Genomic DNA, 17,235 nt, shown 5'->3' on the forward strand with positions numbered 1-17,235 from the left:
CGGCACCCGAACGACACGTGTTACTCGGACGCGATCGTAGCCGACGGTGCGGCTCCGGCCGACGTCGGTGCACTCGTCGTCGCAGTGCTCGTCGTGACAGTGCTCGCCGTCTCCGGGGCGTCACCGAAGTCCGGCACCTCGAGGCGGGCACCGCCCTGCAGCGCGGACTGGTGGGCGATGATGCCCGGCAGGGTGAAGCGTGCGGCGGTCCAGGCGTTCACCGGCGGCAGGGTCCGGTCGACGACGGCGCGGACGAAGTCGTCGGCGAGGAACTGGTGGCTGCCCTCGTGTCCGGTCGGCACGCCGTCGTACTCGGCGGGCAGACGGTCGGTGTCGTGCACCTCGGCGTAGCCGGAGACGAATGCGTCGCGCAGGGATGGGTCGACGTCGGCCAGGCGCGGGTCGTCGAGGGACATCGTCGCCTGGGTGTCGATCTTGTCGCTGATGTCGTACGAGTCCTCCTTGTCCTGCCAGACACTGGTCTTCGCGAGCTGCTCGAAGCTGGCCTCGGTGCCGAAGTAGCGGAACCGTGATTCGCGGATGTGCGACGGGTAGCCGACGCGACGCATCTCGTTGATGCGCATGACCCCGCCGTTGTCGAGCTCGAACAGGGCGGTGGCGTTCGAGAAGTCGTTGTCGAACTGGCTGACGTCCTTGTCGAAGACGCCGTCACCGCGGTCGTCCTTCACGCCGATGCAGCTGACGCTGACCGCGTGCCCGGGGATCGCGCCGAGGACCCCACCGACCGAGTGCGTCGGGTAGAGCATGGGCGGGTAGCTGGCGGTGCGCTTCCACTCGTCGCCGCCGCTGTACTGGTACGCGGCGTAGAAGCCGAGGTCCATGTCGTGCACGTAGTCGCCCTCGGCGTAGAACACCCGGCCGAAGGCACCGGCGGCGACCTGCTTGCGGGCGAACACCGTCGCGGGGTTGTAGTAGCTCGTCTCGCCCATCATGTAGGTCAGGCCGGTCTCGCGGACCGCCTGGATGATCTCGCGGATCTCGTCGACGGAGATCGCCATCGGCACGGCGGAGTACACGTGCTTGCCGGCGCGCAGGGCCTTGACCACGAGCGGCCCGTGGGTCCAGCGCTGCGTGAAGATCGCGACGGCGTCCACGTCCGAGGCGAGGACGGCGTCGAAGTCCGGGAACGTGCCGTCGAGGTGCTGCGTCTCGACGAGTTCGGACGCGCGCTCGCCGACGAGGTCCGTGACGTAGACCCGGTCGACGTCGGGGTGGAGCTTGAACAGCTTGGCGAACTGGGGGGCGAACTGGCCCGCGCCGACCATTCCGACAGAGATCATCAGTGACCTTTCCAGGGTGTGGGATGCGTCGCCGAGCGGGTCGCTCCGATGCGATCGAGCGCCATCCTGACACACGGTGTCTACACGTGACAACTCCCGTCCATGGCCCGGAAAGAGCCTCTTGCCAGCAGTGGTCCCCACGTGTAGATTCCCGGCTCACGGACTGCTGCACGTCAGTCCACCGCAGACGAAGGAGTCGCGATGGCAACCGAGAGCCCTGTGTCGTCACCCTTGACGACCGCCAGCACGAGACGGAGGAGTCGATCCGCCGACCTCGCCCGTGCCCGCACCACCGCACCACGGCGCCGCCCCAGGAACGACCTGTGGCTCGCGCTCGTCTTCATCGCACCGGCAGCCGTCGGGTTCGCGGTGTTCCTCGCCTGGCCGACCGTGCGGGGCATCTCCCTGAGCTTCACCTCGTACAACCTGCTCACCGAGCCCGAGTTCACCGGCCTGCAGAACTACGCCCGACTGGTGCAGGACTCGATCTTCTGGCACTCGATGGTGGTGACCGTCGAGTACGTGCTCATCAACATCGTCATCCAGACCGTCGTCGCGCTGTTCATCGCCGTGATGATGCACCGCCTGACCAAGTCGACCTTCGTGCGCGGCATCGTGCTCGCGCCGTACCTGGTGTCGAACGTCGTCGCCGCCCTCGTCTGGCTCTGGATCCTCGACACCCAGCTCGGCATCGGCAACGAGATGCTCGCCGCACTCGGGCTCGACCGCATCCCGTTCCTGCAGAGCGACGTCTGGGGCATCCCCTCGATCGCGCTCATCAACGTCTGGCGGCACGTCGGCTACACGGCGCTGCTCATCTTCGCCGGCCTGCAGTCGCTGCCCGAGACCGTGTACGAGGCCGGACGCATCGACGGTGCGAGCGAGTGGAAGATGTTCTGGCGCATCACGGTGCCGCTGCTCCGCCCGATCCTGTCCCTGGTGCTCATCATCACCGTGATCGGGTCGTTCCAGGTGTTCGACACCGTCGCCGTCACCACGCAGGGCGGCCCCGCGAACGCCACGAACGTCGTGCAGAACTACATCTACAACCTTGCGTTCGGCCGGTTCCAGTTCGGCTACGCGTCCGCGGTCTCGGTCGCGCTCCTCATCGTCCTCAGCATCATCACGATCATCCAGTACCGCCTCACCCGCTCGGGTGAGTCCGACCTGGACTGAACGGAAGCGCCATGACCACGACACTCACCCGTTCCGTCACCACGTCCCGCCCGCCGCGGATGGGGGCCGGCCACCGTCGTCGCCCGTCGCTCGGCCGCGTGCTCGCCTGGGTCGCGATGATCCTCGTCATCGTCGTCACCCTGTTCCCGTTCTACTGGATCCTGCGCACCGCGCTGTCGTCGAACACCGCGATCAACTCCGACCCCACCTCGCTGCTGCCCGTCGGGTTCAGCCTGGGCGGGTTCGAGCGGGTCTTCGGCCTGCAGTCCACCGAAGCGGCGTTGGCGCAGGGCGGCTCCGGCGCCGCACTGAACTTCTGGCGGTACCTGCTCAACTCGATCCTGGTGTCGACGCTCGTCACCGTCGGCCAGGTGTTCTTCTCGGCAGCGGCCGCCTACGCCTTCGCCCGGCTGCGCTGGCCCGGTCGCGACAGGGTGTTCGGGGTGTTCCTGGCCGGGCTGATGGTCCCCGCGATCTTCACGCTGCTGCCGAACTTCACGCTCATCAAGCAGCTCGGGCTCGTCGACAACCTGCTCGGCATCGCCCTGCCGACGATGTTCATGACCCCGTTCGCGGTGTTCTTCCTGCGGCAGTTCTTCCTCGGCATCTCGAAGGAGGTCGAAGAGGCGGCGCTCATCGACGGCGCCGGCAAGGTCCGCGTGTTCTTCCGGCTCGTCATCCCGATGGCGGCCGCCCCGATCGCCACCCTCGCCGTGCTGACGTACATCACGAGCTGGAACGACTACTTCTGGCCGCTCATGGTGTCGTACACCGACAGCTCACGGGTGCTGACCGTCGCGCTCGGCGTCTTCAAGTCGCAGACCCCGCAGTCCGGCACCGACTGGGCCGGGCTCATGGCCGCAACCCTGGTGGCGGCGCTCCCGATGATCCTGCTGTTCGGCGTCTTCGCCAAGCGGATCGTCAACTCCATCGGCTTCTCCGGGATCAAGTGACCCGGCTGTCGGACAGGACGAACACCATGACGAACCAACTGACCCGCCGCACGCTCTTCGCCGGCGGCGCCTCCGCCCTGGCCCTCGGTGCGCTCGCCGCCTGCTCGTCGCCCGGCCGCCGCACGACGAAGCGGTCGGGTGCGCGCACCGTGAGCTACTGGCTCTGGGACGCCAACCAGCAGCCCGCGTACCAGGCCGTCGCCGACGCGTTCCACCGCGCGAACCCGGACATCACCGTGAAGATCACCCAGCTCGGGTGGAACGACTACTGGACCAAGCTCACCGCGGGCTTCATCGCCGGCACCGCGCCCGACGTCTTCACCGACCACCTGACGAAGTTCCCGCAGTACGCCGACCTCGACGTGCTCTACGGGCTCGACGAGCTGGACGCGACGAAGGGCATCCGCGACGACGACTACCAGTCCGGGCTCGCCGAACTGTGGAAGGGCCAGGACGGCCACCGCTACGGCTCCCCGAAGGACTGGGACACCGTCGCGATGTTCTACGACAGGAAGGCGATGGCGAAGGCCGGGGTCTCCGCCGAGGAGCTCGGGTCGCTCGAGTGGAACCCGGACGACGGCGGCACGTTCGAGCGGATGCTCGCGCGGCTGACGGTGGACTCGAAGGGCCGACGCGGCGACGAGGACGGCTTCGACAAGGACGACGTCGCCGTCTACGGCATCTCGTCGAACGGATCGGGCGGTGACGGCTTCGGCCAGACCCAGTGGTCACCGTTCACCGGGTCGGTCGACTGGTTCTACACGAACGAGAACCCCTGGGGTGACAGGTTCCGCTACGACGAGCGGGTCGTGCAGGACACCCTCGCCTGGTACTACCGGCTGGCCGAGAAGGGCTACATGGCGAAGTACGGGGTGTTCTCCACCACGACCGGCCCCGAGGTGCAGCTCGGCGCCGGCAAGTGCGCGCTGTCGTTCAACGGCTCGTGGATGATCGGCTCCTACCTCGGCATGGAGGACCTCGACGTCGCGGTCGCCCCGACCCCGATCGGCCCGTCCGGCCACCGGGCGTCGATGTTCAACGGGCTCGGCGACTCGATCACGAAGCAGGCGAAGGACCCCGAGGCCGCGGCGAAGTGGGTCGCGTTCCTCGGCAGTGACGAGGCGCAACGGATCGTCGGCGAGAGCGGGATCGTGTTCCCCGCCCGACCCGCCGGCACCGAGGCCGCGGTCGCGTCGTTCCGGAAGCGCGGCCTCGACGTGTCGGCGTTCACGCGGCAGGTCGAGGAGGACACCACGTTCCTGTTCCCGGTCACGAAGAACCCCGCCGACGTGCAGGCCCTGCTGCAGCCCGCGTTCGACGACCTCTACGCGAACGGCAAGCCGATTGCGACGCTGACCGGGGTCAACGAGCAGGTCAACACCCTGCTCGCCCTCACCTGATCGACGCCCTGCTGGTCCGCCCGTCGTCCGCATGCCGCACCGTCCGGTGCGGTGTGCGGACGACGCGTTGACCGTGCCACCGACCACGATCCAGACTGCAGGGGATGACTTCCCTCACTTCCCTCGTCTACATGTCGGTCGCCGTCGACGACCTGACCGACGACCAGCTGGTCGCCATGCTGCGTGAGGCGCGGCTCCGCAACCACGCGCTCGGCGTCTCCGGGCTCCTGCTCGCCAAGGGCGGCCGCTTCATGCAGGTGCTCGAGGGTCCGGTCTGGAGCGTCGAGGACCGCTTCGCCGCGATCGAGCGCGACCCGCGGCACACCGGCGTGAAGTCGCTGTCGCGTGAGTCCATCAGCACGCGTCGGTTCGACGGCTGGGCGATGGCGTTCGGCAGCCCGACGGGTGACGAGCTCCGTGACGAGCCCGGCTTCAGCCCCTTCCTCTCCGACCGCAGTGGCCTTCCGGCCGAGGTGGCGGGTACGCCCGCCGACTGGCTGCTCCGCTGGTTCCGCGGGCGCGACCTGCGGGACCTGCCCGAGGAGCGCATCACGCTCGGCCGGCACGCGGCCTGAGACGCACCACCCCTCGGACTGGGCCCACGCCGCCGGTTCCGGGCCGACGCGCCAGCGGCGGACCGGCCGTGCCGGTGGGGAGAGGGACGGTGCCAGCTGGCACCGTCCCTCCAGACTGTGAGACTGGTCCCGTGGAACGACGTGAGCAGATCCTGGTGGCCGGGGCGGAGGAGTTCGACCGCGTCGGCTTCGCCGGCGCGACGATCGCGGGCATCGCCCGCACGGCGGGTGTCTCGCAGGGCACGCTGCACTTCCACTTCCCGACGAAGCTCGCCCTGGCGCTCGGCGTCATCGGCGAGCAGAACGCCCGCACCTTCGACGTCGTCAGCCACACCGACAGCTCGCCGGTCGCCGCGCTGATCGGGGCGTCGCACGGCATCGCCGATTTGCTCCGGACCGATCCGATCGTGCGGGCGGGGATCCGGCTGTCGCTGGAGCGCGGCGAGTTCCAGACCGCCACGCTGAGCTTCTACGAGCAGTGGATCGGCGGGATCGTCGACGTGTTCCGGTTGGCGGTCGCGAGCGGGGAACTCCGGACGGACCTGACCGCTGAGCAGCTCGGGTCGACGGTGGTGCCCTACTTCACGGGCGTGCAGCTCGTGTCCGACGTCCGGACGCGGCGCACCGACCTGATGCCGGCGGTGGCGACGATGTGGCGCGTGGTGATCGCGGCGACGGCGGCCCCGAAGCACCGCGACCGGCTGCTCGCGGTCGTCGAGGACGCGTTCGGCACGGACTGACCGATCGCGCGGTGCGCGCGTGCGTGCGGTGCGTGCGCCGGAGGGTCAGCGGTCGTGCAGCTCGCGGTCCCGGAACCACTTCAGCAGCCAGGCCGCACTGGTCCGGTCGAACGAGCGCGGGAAGTCCATGGTGCCGGACAGGAACGGGCTGAAGCCGTCCTCCGAGCGGACGTCGTCGTCGTCCAGCGCCCGGTACGCCATCGACCAGCCGTCGAAGCGCCGGCGCTCGATGTCCTCGCGCACGAGCGACTTGACCTCGCCGTGACGTCGGTCCTTCGCGATCACGTCGTACCGGTCCTGCACGCTCCAGGCCGGGCCCTCAAGCAGCTGCATGAAGCGGCCGCCCTTGGCGAGCAGGAGCCCGGAGACCCCGAGCGCTTCGTTGCGCAGCCGGGACTCCGCGAGCAGCACCGCCATGGCCTGGTCGTCGAAGGGGACGACGGCACGGCTCATGTAGACGATGGAGACGAGCACTCCTCCATCCTGCTGGGTGGAAGGCCGCTGCGCGAAGTGGATGTCCGCAACGCGCCCTCCGGATCGGCGCTGCGGATCAGCCCTGCGGCAGCTCGTGCGCGGTGACGTCCTCGTTGCGCTTCTTCCGCCACGGGCGGGCCGGGGTGTTCGGACCGTCCCAGACCAGGATCGCGCCCCAGGCGGCGGCGAGCAGCGGCACCGAGATGATCGCGCCCGTGATGCCGGCCAGGACGGTGCCCGCGGTCAGACCGATCAGGATGACGAGGCCGTGCAGCTTGAGCGTGCGACCCATCAGGACCGGTTGCAGGAAGTTGCCCTCGAGCTGGTTGACGACGATCACGATGCCGATCACGAAGAGGGCCTGCACCGGGCCGAGGGCCACGAGCGCGACGAGGGCGGCGAGGATGCCGGCCGCGGTGGCACCGACGATCGGGATGAACGCCGTGATGAACACGATGACGGCCAGCGGCAGGGCGAGGGGGACGCCGACGATCGCGATGCCGACACCGATGCCGATCGCGTCGACCGCAGCGACGGTGGCGGTGCCGCGGACGTACCCGCCGAGGGTCGAGACGACCCGGTCGCCGACGCGGCGTGCACGGGCGTAGCGCTCACCGGTGAAGGGGCGGAGCAGGAACTCCCAGATGCTCGGGCCGTCCTTCAGGAAGAAGAACAGCACGACGATCATCAGGACGAGCCCGGTCAGGAAGTTCGCGGTGGCCGAGGCACCGGCGAGGGCACCGGAGCCGAACTGCGCGCTCGTGACGAAGTCGGAGGCGCCGGCGACGGCGTCGTCGATCTGCTTGTCGGAGATCGAGAACGGCAGGTTCTTCGCGAACGTCTGCAGCTGCTGGAACCCGTCGACGGCGGACTTCTGCAGCTGTGCCCACTGGTTCTCGACCGCGACGACGATGAGCCAGCCGATCAGGCCCAGGACCGCGAGGACGCCGATGAGCACCGCGAGGGTGGCCAGCACCGACGGCACCCGGTGCTTGCGGAGCCACGACACGACGGGGTGCATGGCCGACGCGATGATGAGCGCGAGGAGCACGGGGATCGTGACGACGCTGAGGATGTTGCTCGCCCAGACGATGCCGGCGACGACCACCACGACGATGATGAGCTGCAGGCAGCGGGTCGCGAGGTGCCCGGCGGAGTCGGACCACGCGGCCTGGACCCTGGACGGAGCGGCTGGGGTGATCGGGCGCGGAGCGTCGCGGAAGAACGGCATGCCCGAGACGCTACCGACCGGACGGCCGACGCGCCGGTTCCGCCGGCTCGATCGTCCGCCCGGTGTCCTTTCCCCGCGTCGCCGGGGCGACCACGAACGCCGCGACCAGCAGGGCGAGGGGCACGAGCATCGCCGTCTGCAGGCCGAGGTGCTCCCCGACGAACCCGAGCAGTGGCGGCCCCACCAGGAACGCGATGTACCCGGCGGTGGCCACCACCGACACCCGGCGGTCGCCGTCGGTGGGGTGGTCGCCCGCGGCGGAGATCGACAGGGGGAACCCGAGGGCGATGCCGAGACCCCAGAGGCCGGCCGCCGCCGCGGTGACGACCGGATTCGGTGACAGCACGACGAGCAGCACCCCCACCGCACCGACGGCTGCACAGACCCGGACGACCGGGGCGCGACCGAACCGGGCGACGAGCGGGGTGCCGGCCGCGCGGCCGATGAGCATCGCGAGGGCGAACCCGGTGAAGACGACGGACCCGACGGACTCGGGGGCGTCGTGGTCGGTGGTCATCAGCAGGGGGAGCCAGTCGCTCGCGGCGCCCTCGGCGAAGGCCATCGCGAGGGTGATCACGGCGATGAGCGCGAGCTGGACGGTGAGGACGGAGCGGCGGGCTCCCCGACGGGTGCCGGGGGCATCGGCGGGCGCATCGGTGGGTGTGTCCCGGGGCACCGGCCGCAGGTTCAGCGCCGCGAACCCCGCCAGCGCGGCCATCACCGCGGCACCGACGAGCAGGTGCACCCGGACCGGGGTCCCCGCCGCCGTCATGGCGATGCCGACGACCCCACCGACCACGCTGCCGAGGCTGAAGCAGGCGTGCAGCACCGGCACGACCGGTCGTCCGATCTGCCGTTCGACCGCGGCGGCCTCGACGTTCAGCCCGATCTCGGCGACGCCCGCCCCGAAGCCGATCAGGAACAGCCCGGCCCAGACCCCGGCGGCGACCTGGGCCGGGGCGAGCAGCGCGACGAGCACCATGCCGACGACGGGCAGTGCGCCCCCGAGCAGGATGAGCGGGCGGTTGCCGGTTCGTCGCACCAGGGCCCCGGCGCCGAGGATCCCGATCATCGAACCGATCGACAGCCCGAGCAGGACGAGGCCCATCGCCTCGATCGACGCCCCGAGTTCGTCGCGGATGGCGGGCGTGCGGGTGATCCACGTTGCGATCCCGAACCCGGTCACCGTCGACGTGGCGAAGAGTGCGAGTCGATGCCGCCCGGCCATGCCCCCATCTGATCGGTCCCCGGGGCACCTCGTCAAGGGCGACCGCGTCACGCGCCTAGGATCGGGCGCATGGCGACCGTCCTCCTCGTCCGTCACGGACGCACCACCGCGAACGCCACGGGCGTCCTCGCCGGACGCACCGCCGGCGTGCGACTCGACGCCGTCGGCCGCACCCAGGCCGAGCGGACCGCGGAGCGCATCGCCGCGGTGCCCGTCGTCGCCGTGGTGTCGAGTCCGCTCGAGCGCTGCCGGCAGACCGCCCACGCGATCCTGGATCGGCAGACCGGTGCACCCACCTCGCTGATCGAGCGGGCCATCACCGAGGCCGACTACGGGCAGTGGCAGGGCCGGAAGCTCGCCGACCTGGCGAAGGAGCCCCTCTGGCGCACGGTGCAGGCGAACCCGAGCGCCGTCGTGTTCCCCGGCGGCGAGTCCATGCAGACGATGCAGTCCCGAGCGGTCGCAGCCGTCCGGCGCATCGACGCCGAGGTCGAGGCGGAGCACGGACCCGGCGCCGTCTGGGTTGCGGTGAGCCACGGCGACATCATCAAGAGCGTCCTCGCCGACGCGTTCGGCATGCACCTGGACCTGTTCCAGCGCATCGGCGTCGGCCCGGCCTCGGTGTCCGTCGTGCGCTACGGCGAGCACCGCCCCGAGGTCGTCGCGACGAACACCGAGTCCGGTGACCTGTCCTGGCTGCGCACCGCCCCGGCACCCGGCGGGGATGCCGCGGTCGGCGGCGGCGCGGGCCATCCGGAACCCGATGCGCACACCGGCACCGGGCGTCCGGCGCCCGACGCGCCCGCGGGTCCTGCCCGACCCTGAACGGGCGGAGCCGAGCGCTCCTACAATGCGGGTATGCCCACCATCGTCCACGGCTTCGACTGGCCGGACCGCCTCGTCGTCGGCACCATCGGCCGTCCGGGTGAGCGCGCCTTCTACATCCAGGCCCGCTCCGGTCGTCGCGTCACCAGCGTCGCGCTCGAGAAGGAGCAGACCGCCGTGCTCGCCGACAAGATCGACGAGCTCCTCGACGAGGTCGCGACCGTCGACGACAACCGCTTCAGCGTGCCGCCCTCGGTGCCGGTCGAACTCCGCGACCCGGAGCCGCTCGACCAGCCCGTCGAGGCCGAGTTCCGCGCCGGAGCCCTGAGCCTGGGCTTCGACCCGGCCACCGCGCAGGTCGTCATCGAGGCGTACCCGATCGACGACGAGGTCGAGATCGTGTCCGAGGAGAGCGAGGACGGCATCGAGATCGAGGCGGTCGTCGAGATCCCCGAGCCCGCCGAGCTGTTCCAGGTGAAGATCCCGGTCGGCACCGCTCGGGCCTTCGTCGAACGCACGCGCGAGGTCGTCGCCGCCGGTCGTCCGCCCGGCGACGCATGAGCGACGGCTCGCTCTCCGTCCGGGCGCGCATCCGTGAGGCGTCCAACGCCACCTTCCTCGCCGAACTCGACGGCGCCACCGTCGTCTACAAGCCCATCGAGGGCGAGCGCCCGCTGTGGGACTTCCCGGACGGCACGCTCGCCGGCCGCGAGGTCGCCGCGCACCTGGTCTCCGAGGCGTTCGGCTGGGACGTCGTCCCGCCCACGTGGATGGGTGACGGTCCGTTCGGGCCCGGCATGGTGCAGCGCTGGCAGGACGTCGACCCCGAGCAGGACGCCGTCGACCTGGTGGCGCCGGAGCTCGCCGAGGCGGACGGTTCGCCCTGGCTGCCCGTGCTCGAGGCGATCGACGAACACGACCAGCCCGTGACGCTCGTGCACGAGGACTCCGAGGCCCTGCGCCGGATGGCCGTCTTCGACGTCGTCGTGAACAACGCCGACCGCAAGGGCGGGCACGTGCTCGCGATGCCCGACGGCCACCGCTTCGGCGTGGACCACGGGCTCACCTTCCACGTCGAGCACAAGCTCCGGACGGTCCTGTGGGGCTGGATCGGGGAGCCGCTCGGGCCGGACGAGCTCGAGGGACTCGACCGGGTGTCCGACGCCCTGCGCGGTGACCTCGGCGACGAACTCGCCGAGCACCTGACGGACGAGGAGATCGACACGTTCCGGGCGCGCTGCGCGGCCCTGCGTGCCGTCGGGATCTTCCCGCCGCCGCCCGGTCACGGCCCCGCCGTGCCCTGGCCACTGTTCTAGACGCACCCGACATCGGACTGGAGGCCCGTGGCGGTCTCGCCACGGGCCTCCCGTTACGTCTCGTGTGGGCTTCAGAGCCCCCAGTCGTTGCGGAAGAGCGCACCGCCCGCCCCGCGACGCGAGCCGAGGTACGAGCCGACCACGGCGACCCCGAGGTCGTCGTTCTCCGGTGCCACGACGCTGCCGTCCACCCGCTTCGCCATCGCGTCGATGAACCGGGCGAGCCCCGGGTCCTCACCGAGCCGGAAGAACGTCGTCTGGGCGCCGAGGCGTCCGGCGTTCTCGAGTTCACGCACCGTCAGCGCGATCGTCACCGGGTCGGGCGGGTAGTCGAACCAGACCTGCCCGTTCGGCTCGAGGTGCGACGTCGGCTCGCCGTCGGTGACGATGAGGAGCACCGGTTGGGCCGTGGGGTGCTTCCGGAAGTGCCGGTTGGCGAGTAGCAGGGCGTGGTGCAGGTTCGTGCCCTTGTCCCACATCGCGTCGAGACCGACGAGCTGTTCGACGTCCATCACCTCGGCCTCGCGACCGAAGGCGATGAGCTGCAGGTCGTCGCCGCGGAACCGGGTCGACACCAGGGTGTGCAGCGCCAGGGCGGTGCGCTTCATCGGCACCCAGCGGTCCTCCATCGCCATCGAGAACGACGTGTCGACGAGCAGCGCGACGCAGGCCTGGGTACGGGCCTCGGTCTCCTGCACCTCGACGTCCTCGATGCTCAGGCGCACACCGGCTCCCTGCCGCCCGCTGGCCGCCGTCCGCACCACGGCGTTCGTGATCGTCCGGGGGATGTCCCAGGGCTCGGTGTCACCGAACGCCCACTGCCGTGACGCCCCCGAGGGCTCGCCCGCGGCGCCCGAGCGACGGAGGTCCCGCGCGCCCTGGCGACCGGACATCCGCTGGGCGACGTCCTTGAGCAGGCTCTTGCCGAGCTGCCGCATCGCCTTCGGGGTGAGCCGGAGCTGCCCGTCGGCACCGCGCCGCATCGCGCCGGAGTTCCGGAGCGCCTGTTCGAGCCGTTGCAGGGTCTTCGCGTCGACCGCGGCCTCGTCGCCGAGCTGTCGGGACAGCGCGTCGAGGTCCAGGTCGTCGAGCTCCGACCCCGGCCCGGACTGGGCGAGCTGGTCGGCGAGGGCGTCGAGGTCCGCGATGTCCTGGAACACCCCGGTGCCGTCGCCGAGCCCGAGTCCCTGTTCGCCGTCCATGCGCTCCGAGCCGCCCCAGTCCTCGCCGGGCCGCAGTGCGCGCAGGTTGCCGTCGAGCTGGGACAGCTGCCCCATCAGGTCGGGGGAGCCGAAGGCCTGCTGGGCGAGGGCGTCGAGTTCGTCCCGCTGCTCCTGGGTCATCGAGTTCCGCATGCGCTGCGCCGCCGCAGCGCGGGCTGCCAGGTCGTCGAGCAGCTCGTCGACGTTCGCAGGGTCCGACGGGAAGTGCTCGCCGTGCTTCGCCATGAACTCGTCGAACTGCTCCTGTGAGTCGGTACCGGCGCGGTGGTCCTCGAGCAGCTGGTTGAGGTCCTGCATCATCGCGCTGACCGCAGCACGGTCCTGGTCGGTGGCACCCTCGAGCGCCTGCTTCATGCCGGCGAAGCGCTGGTCCAGCACCTCGCGGCCGAGCAGGTCCTTGATCTCGTCGTACTTCTGGCGCGCGGTCGGGCTCGTCCAGTCGTAGTCGCCGAGTTCCTGCACTGCGGCCGCGGGGGAGGGCGACAGGCTGTCGAGCTGCAGTTCGGCCAGGGCACGGTCGCCGTCGTCGAGGTCGACGTTGCGGGCGAGTTCGCCTCGTTCGGCGAGCAGCGCCTGGTCGAGGAGCTCGCGCACCTGCTGCAGGGTGCCGTCGAGGTTGTTCCTGCTGGTCAGCTCGCGGCGACGTTCGGCCACCCGGCGGGCCAGGTCGTCGAGGCCGCGCTGCGTCCGGCCGCCTCGGCGCAGGAACTCCCGCATCGCGCGCTCGGGCGAGGTGCCGCCCATGACGTCCTGCCCGATGGCGTCGAGCGCCTCGGCGAGGTCGACCGGGGCCGCGAGCGGGTCCGGGCCGTCGGTGTAGCGGCCGTAGCGGGTGTCGCGCGTCAGGCGCCGGTTCTGCCTAGCCATAGACGGCTTCGCCCCCGCCGGACTCCTTGCTGATGCGCCGGGCCAGGAACAGCCCCTCGAGGGCGAGCTCGATCGCGCCGGCCCGCTCGCCGTCGTTCGTGGCACCCATCCGGTCGCACACCTGGTCGTACAGGTCGGATTCGCCGATCGACGGCAGGCCTTCCAGGAACGCACGGGCGCTGACCTGCTCGCCCGTGGTCACCATCGTGCCGCCGTCGAGCGCGTCCACGAGCACCGCGAAGTCGAGGCCCTTGTAGCGGGAGCGCACGGTCTCGGCGGTCGCGGTGCGGAGCAGGTGTTCGAGGACCTCGTCGGCCCGGTCCTCCTCGCCGTTCTCGAACTCGATCTTGCCGCCGAGGACGTCCACCGCGGTCTCGAGGTCGATCGGCCGGGCGACCGCCTCGTCCTCGCCCTGGCGCGCCGCACGGTGCACCGCTGCGGCGGACACCGTCTCGGCACCGGCGATCGCGAACCGGGCGCTCACGCCGCTCCGCTGGTCGACCGCACTCGAGCCACGTAGTGCTCGGGTGAAGCGGGCGAGGATCTCGATCAGGGCATCGGGCACCTCGGCCGTCAGCTGCGCCTCTTGTCGGATGACGGCGATCTCGTCGTCGAGCTCGATCGGGTAGTGCGTGCGGATCTCGGCGCCGAAGCGGTCCTTCAGCGGCGTGATGATCCGGCCGCGGTTCGTGTAGTCCTCGGGGTTCGCACTCGCCACGACGAGCACGTCGAGCGGCAGCCGCAGCACGTAGCCGCGGATCTGGACGTCGCGCTCCTCCATCACGTTGAGCATCGCGACCTGGATGCGTTCGGCCAGGTCGGGCAGCTCGTTGATCGCGACGATGCCACGGTGCCCACGGGGGACGAGTCCGAAGTGGATGGTCTCCGGGTCGCCCAGGCTGCGTCCTTCGGCGACCTTCATCGGGTCGACGTCGCCGATCAGGTCGGCCACGCTCGTGTCCGGCGTCGCGAGCTTCTCGACGTAGCGGTCGTCGCGGTGCCGCCAGGTGATCGGCAGGGCGTCGCCGAGGTCGTCCGCACGCCGGATGCTCGCGGTGGTGATCGGTTCGTACGGGTGCTCGCCGAGCTCGGAGCCGGTGATGACCGGCGTCCACTCGTCGAGCAGGCCCTGCAGGGTGCGGAGCAGCCGGGTCTTGCCCTGGCCGCGCTCGCCGAGCAGGACGACGTCGTGGCCGGCGATCAGGGCGCGTTCGAGCTGGGGGATGACGGTGGTCTCGAAGCCGTGCAGGGCCGGCCACGGATCGGTGCCCTGGCGCAGGGCGGTGAGCAGGTTGTCGCGGATCTCGGCGCGGACCGTCTTCTGGACGTGACCAGAGGTGCGGAGCTCGCCGACCGTGCGGATGTCAGGTCGGGTCACGTTCTGGACGTTACGCCTTGTCGGACGGGAGGCCCGTGGCGGGGCCCGTCACGGGCCTCCCGTCCGTCCGCTTGTGGGTTTCCATCGCACTTGCGATCATTGAGATCCCGGCGACGGAGCCGGATTCGAAGTAGGGGGATTCGGCTCCGCCCCCGGTTGCTCGTTCCGCATCTGAACCACATCGGCGATCTCGGCGTACGGTCCCATTTCGTGAGCAGCGCGAACGCAACCATCAAGAGCCTGGTGCCCGCCAGGATGGACCGCTTGCCGTGGACCCGGTTCCACTGGAGCGTCGTCGTCGGACTCGGCGTGTCCTGGATCCTCGACGGTCTCGAGATCCAGATCGTGTCGAACGCGGGCTTCCAGGCGGACCTGAACCTGTCCACACAGCAGGTGACGTCCCTCGGCACGATCTACCTGGTCGGCCAGGTGGTCGGTGCCCTGGTGTTCGGGCGCATGTCCGACCGGCTGGGCCGCCGCAAGCTGTTCATCCTGACCCTGGCGATCTACCTGATCGGTTCGGGCATCGCGGGCCTCGCGCAGGACTTCTGGTTCCTGGCGGCCTTCCGGTTCGTCGCGGGCCTGGGCATCGGCGGTGAGTACGCGGCGATCAACTCCGCGATCGACGAACTCATCCCGGCGAAGTACCGCGGCCACGTCGACATCGCCATCAACGGCACGTACTGGGGTGGTGCCGCACTCGGCGCGTTCGCGAACATCTACCTGCTCGACACGTCCTACTTCGCCGAGAACATCGGCTGGCGCATCGGGTTCTTCCTCGGCCCGGTGCTCGGCATCGCGATCATCTTCCTGCGACGGCACATCCCGGAGAGTCCGCGGTGGCTGATGACGCACGGGCGCGAGGAGGAGGCCGAGGCCACGGTCGGCCGCATCGAGGCGTCGGTGGAGAAGGCGACCGGCAAGCCCCTGCCCGAGGTCGACCAGTCGAAGGCGATGACGGTCACGCCGACCGACCGTGTCGGGTTCCTGGCCATCGCGCGCGTCCTGCTGAAGCAGTACCCGACCCGCACGCTCGTCGGCGCGACGATGATGATCACGCAGGCGTTCCTGTACAACGCGATCTTCTTCACCTACGCCCTGGTGCTCACGAACTTCTTCGGCCTGAAGACGGCGGAGACGGCGGTCTACTTCTTCCCGTTCGCGATCGGCAACCTGCTCGGCCCGATCATCCTGGGACGCTTCTTCGACACCTGGGGTCGTCGCCAGATGATCTTCCTGACGTACCTGGTGTCGGGCCTCGTGCTCGCCACGTCGGCGTTCCTGTTCCGTGCCGACGCGATCTCGGCGACGGTGCAGGTCGCGTTCTGGTGCGTCTCGTTCTTCTTCGCCTCGGCCGGGGCGTCGAGCGCCTACCTGACGGTCAGCGAGATCTTCCCGCTCGAGCTGCGGTCACAGGCCATCTCGTACTTCTTCGCCCTGGCGCAGATCTTCGGTGCGGTTGCGCCCGCGATCTACGGCGCCTTCATCGGGGACGGGTCGTCGCGGGAGCCGCTGTTCTGGGGCTACTTGCTCGGGTCCGCGGTGATGATCGGGGGTGGCGTGGTGGCGCTGGTGTTCGGGGTCGACGCCGCGCGGAAGGGGCTGGAGGACGTCACCCAACCGCTCTCGGTGCTCACCGGGGACGCGAAGTCCGACCGGAACTGAGCACGGCGGCGGCGCGCCTGACATTCTGTATTCAGAGTGTTTAGCGCCGCCGTCGCAGCGCTGTCACTGTGCCTGCATGGCACTCCTCCACAGCGCGACACCGGCGACCACGATCCACGGCAGCGACCGCCCCCCCCTTCGGGGGCGTCGCCCGTGCGTGAGCCTGGGGTGATGGAGCACACCCCCATGCGAGCCGGAGCCGGCAGCCTCGATCCTCATGGCCTGCGCCGCAGTCTGCTGCGCGATGCGGTGTTCCTGCGACTGCTCGACAACGTCCTGCGCGGGGAGTACCGCCGTGGGCAGCGGCTGCGGCTCGACACCCTGGCATCGGACATGCGGGTGTCGCGCACGCCGGTGCGCGAAGCCCTCGTGACCCTCGAATCCCTGCAGCTGGCCAGCGTGCAGCGGTACGTCGGCGTCGTGATCTCGCAGTGGTCGGTCGACCAGATGATCGAGCGACTGCGGATCGCCCAGGCCCTGCTCGTCGACCCGCCGTCGAACTCCGTCACGCCCCACGACCGGTTCGACAAGGCGTGGCTGCGCGAGTGCTGGACAGAAGCCGGAGCCTTCGTCGAACTCGGGGCCTGGTACCTGCGGCGGCGCGGGTCGTCGGTCAGCGCAGACTGGCTCCTGTCGCAGCGCATCGTGCTCGACATGTTCTTCACCGACGACGTCGCCCTGGCGAACGGGATCGACGCGGTGGTCGACCGGCGGCGACGCGTCGAGATCGTCGAGCGGGCCGTGGACGCCGCCGCGCGTGATGCGCTCGACGACTGTGCCGCGGCGCTCCTCGACCTGTCGTCCGCCCTGATCGCGCTGCCGGACCGCTTCCGGGTGGTCGTGCCGGCCTGACGCGGCCGCGTTTGCGGCTGCGGATCCGCTC

Annotated in this window: 16 protein-coding genes; 10 read left to right on the forward strand and 6 right to left on the reverse strand. The window is 70.3% G+C overall.

Annotated elements, in window-relative coordinates; all coding sequences use genetic code 11:
• Window positions 1-20: 20 nt before the first annotated feature.
• Complete coding sequence (locus tag DEJ17_RS04910; RefSeq protein WP_375342554.1) at window positions 21-1,301, reverse strand: Gfo/Idh/MocA family protein; 1,281 nt, start codon at window positions 1,299-1,301, stop codon at window positions 21-23.
• Between the two features lie 201 nt (window positions 1,302-1,502).
• Between DEJ17_RS04910 and DEJ17_RS04915 the strand changes: the two genes are divergently transcribed.
• The 5 genes from DEJ17_RS04915 to DEJ17_RS04935 all read left to right on the forward strand — a co-directional run bounded on the left by DEJ17_RS04915 (window position 1,503) and on the right by DEJ17_RS04935 (window position 6,145).
• Window positions 1,503-2,477: a carbohydrate ABC transporter permease gene (locus DEJ17_RS04915; protein ID WP_258366661.1), complete on the forward strand. Its 975-nt coding sequence runs from the start codon at window positions 1,503-1,505 to the stop codon at window positions 2,475-2,477.
• 11 nt (window positions 2,478-2,488) lie between these two features.
• Window positions 2,489-3,430 (forward strand): carbohydrate ABC transporter permease, encoded by a 942-nt coding sequence (locus DEJ17_RS04920; protein WP_181421048.1) that lies wholly within the window; start codon window positions 2,489-2,491, stop codon window positions 3,428-3,430.
• Window positions 3,431-3,456: 26 nt separating this feature from the next.
• On the forward strand, window positions 3,457-4,830 hold the full coding sequence (locus tag DEJ17_RS04925; RefSeq protein WP_220033609.1) for a sugar ABC transporter substrate-binding protein: 1,374 nt from the start codon (window positions 3,457-3,459) through the stop codon (window positions 4,828-4,830).
• Between the two features lie 104 nt (window positions 4,831-4,934).
• Window positions 4,935-5,405, forward strand: coding sequence for a BLUF domain-containing protein (locus tag DEJ17_RS04930; protein WP_110892330.1), 471 nt, complete (start codon window positions 4,935-4,937; stop codon window positions 5,403-5,405).
• Between the two features lie 131 nt (window positions 5,406-5,536).
• Window positions 5,537-6,145: a ScbR family autoregulator-binding transcription factor gene (locus DEJ17_RS04935; RefSeq protein WP_181421049.1), complete on the forward strand. Its 609-nt coding sequence runs from the start codon at window positions 5,537-5,539 to the stop codon at window positions 6,143-6,145.
• Window positions 6,146-6,190: 45 nt separating this feature from the next.
• On the opposite strand, the gene DEJ17_RS04940 is transcribed toward DEJ17_RS04935, so the two are convergent.
• The 3 genes from DEJ17_RS04940 to DEJ17_RS04950 form a co-directional block, all read right to left on the reverse strand.
• Window positions 6,191-6,619 carry a BLUF domain-containing protein gene (locus tag DEJ17_RS04940; protein WP_110862434.1) on the reverse strand — a complete coding sequence of 143 codons (429 nt, stop codon included), beginning with the start codon at window positions 6,617-6,619 and terminating at the stop codon, window positions 6,191-6,193.
• A 76-nt stretch (window positions 6,620-6,695) separates the two neighbouring features.
• Entirely contained in the window at window positions 6,696-7,850 is a 1,155-nt protein-coding gene (locus tag DEJ17_RS04945) for an AI-2E family transporter (RefSeq protein ID WP_110892332.1), read from the reverse strand.
• Between the two features lie 10 nt (window positions 7,851-7,860).
• Window positions 7,861-9,078 (reverse strand): MFS transporter, encoded by a 1,218-nt coding sequence (locus DEJ17_RS04950; protein ID WP_110892333.1) that lies wholly within the window; start codon window positions 9,076-9,078, stop codon window positions 7,861-7,863.
• Window positions 9,079-9,147: 69 nt separating this feature from the next.
• On the opposite strand from DEJ17_RS04950, the gene DEJ17_RS04955 reads away from it, so the two are divergent.
• Genes DEJ17_RS04955 through DEJ17_RS04965 form a run of 3 tightly spaced genes read left to right on the forward strand, consistent with a single transcriptional unit; the run spans window position 9,148 to window position 11,219 of the window.
• Window positions 9,148-9,903 carry an MSMEG_4193 family putative phosphomutase gene (locus tag DEJ17_RS04955; RefSeq protein WP_110892334.1) on the forward strand — a complete coding sequence of 252 codons (756 nt, stop codon included), beginning with the start codon at window positions 9,148-9,150 and terminating at the stop codon, window positions 9,901-9,903.
• Window positions 9,904-9,936: 33 nt separating this feature from the next.
• Complete coding sequence (locus tag DEJ17_RS04960) at window positions 9,937-10,464, forward strand: DUF3090 domain-containing protein (RefSeq protein WP_110892335.1); 528 nt, start codon at window positions 9,937-9,939, stop codon at window positions 10,462-10,464.
• Window positions 10,461-11,219: an SCO1664 family protein gene (locus tag DEJ17_RS04965; RefSeq protein WP_110892336.1), complete on the forward strand. Its 759-nt coding sequence runs from the start codon at window positions 10,461-10,463 to the stop codon at window positions 11,217-11,219. The genes DEJ17_RS04960 and DEJ17_RS04965 overlap by 4 nt, the downstream gene beginning before the upstream one ends.
• Before the next feature lie 71 nt (window positions 11,220-11,290).
• On the opposite strand, the gene DEJ17_RS04970 is transcribed toward DEJ17_RS04965, so the two are convergent.
• Entirely contained in the window at window positions 11,291-13,309 is a 2,019-nt protein-coding gene (locus DEJ17_RS04970) for a VWA domain-containing protein (protein ID WP_110892337.1), read from the reverse strand.
• On the reverse strand, window positions 13,302-14,687 hold the full coding sequence (locus DEJ17_RS04975; protein ID WP_110892338.1) for an AAA family ATPase: 1,386 nt from the start codon (window positions 14,685-14,687) through the stop codon (window positions 13,302-13,304). Before DEJ17_RS04975 ends, DEJ17_RS04970 begins: the two co-directional genes overlap by 8 nt.
• A gap of 210 nt (window positions 14,688-14,897) precedes the next feature.
• Here DEJ17_RS04975 and DEJ17_RS04980 point away from each other — a divergent pair, with 210 nt between their 5' ends.
• Both DEJ17_RS04980 and DEJ17_RS04985 read left to right on the forward strand, forming a co-directional pair.
• The gene (locus DEJ17_RS04980) at window positions 14,898-16,352 is read left to right on the forward strand and encodes an MFS transporter (RefSeq protein WP_375342555.1); all 1,455 of its coding nucleotides are present in this window, start codon (window positions 14,898-14,900) and stop codon (window positions 16,350-16,352) included.
• Between the two features lie 171 nt (window positions 16,353-16,523).
• A complete protein-coding gene (locus DEJ17_RS04985) occupies window positions 16,524-17,204 on the forward strand; it encodes a GntR family transcriptional regulator (RefSeq protein WP_110892339.1) in 681 nt (226 codons plus the stop codon).
• Window positions 17,205-17,235 lie beyond the last annotated feature (31 nt).

The sequence above is a fragment of the Curtobacterium sp. MCSS17_011 genome (genome assembly GCF_003224275.1).
In the GTDB taxonomy this organism is placed as follows: domain Bacteria; phylum Actinomycetota; class Actinomycetes; order Actinomycetales; family Microbacteriaceae; genus Curtobacterium.

What these genes read in the sequence shown, in the direction of transcription:
- DEJ17_RS04985 (WP_110892339.1), top strand. Translation starts at nt 16,524, where the DNA reads ATGGAGCACACCCCCATGCGAGCCGGAGCCGGCAGCCTCGATCCTCAT.
- DEJ17_RS04920 (WP_181421048.1), top strand. Translation starts at nt 2,489, where the DNA reads ATGACCACGACACTCACCCGTTCCGTCACCACGTCCCGCCCGCCGCGG.
- DEJ17_RS04955 (WP_110892334.1), top strand. Translation starts at nt 9,148, where the DNA reads ATGGCGACCGTCCTCCTCGTCCGTCACGGACGCACCACCGCGAACGCC.
- DEJ17_RS04970 (WP_110892337.1), bottom strand. Translation starts at nt 13,309, where the DNA reads ATGGCTAGGCAGAACCGGCGCCTGACGCGCGACACCCGCTACGGCCGC.
- DEJ17_RS04910 (WP_375342554.1), bottom strand. Translation starts at nt 1,301, where the DNA reads ATGATCTCTGTCGGAATGGTCGGCGCGGGCCAGTTCGCCCCCCAGTTC.
- DEJ17_RS04945 (WP_110892332.1), bottom strand. Translation starts at nt 7,850, where the DNA reads ATGCCGTTCTTCCGCGACGCTCCGCGCCCGATCACCCCAGCCGCTCCG.
- DEJ17_RS04965 (WP_110892336.1), top strand. Translation starts at nt 10,461, where the DNA reads ATGAGCGACGGCTCGCTCTCCGTCCGGGCGCGCATCCGTGAGGCGTCC.
- DEJ17_RS04925 (WP_220033609.1), top strand. Translation starts at nt 3,457, where the DNA reads ATGACGAACCAACTGACCCGCCGCACGCTCTTCGCCGGCGGCGCCTCC.
- DEJ17_RS04960 (WP_110892335.1), top strand. Translation starts at nt 9,937, where the DNA reads ATGCCCACCATCGTCCACGGCTTCGACTGGCCGGACCGCCTCGTCGTC.
- DEJ17_RS04950 (WP_110892333.1), bottom strand. Translation starts at nt 9,078, where the DNA reads ATGGCCGGGCGGCATCGACTCGCACTCTTCGCCACGTCGACGGTGACC.
- DEJ17_RS04930 (WP_110892330.1), top strand. Translation starts at nt 4,935, where the DNA reads ATGACTTCCCTCACTTCCCTCGTCTACATGTCGGTCGCCGTCGACGAC.
- DEJ17_RS04915 (WP_258366661.1), top strand. Translation starts at nt 1,503, where the DNA reads ATGGCAACCGAGAGCCCTGTGTCGTCACCCTTGACGACCGCCAGCACG.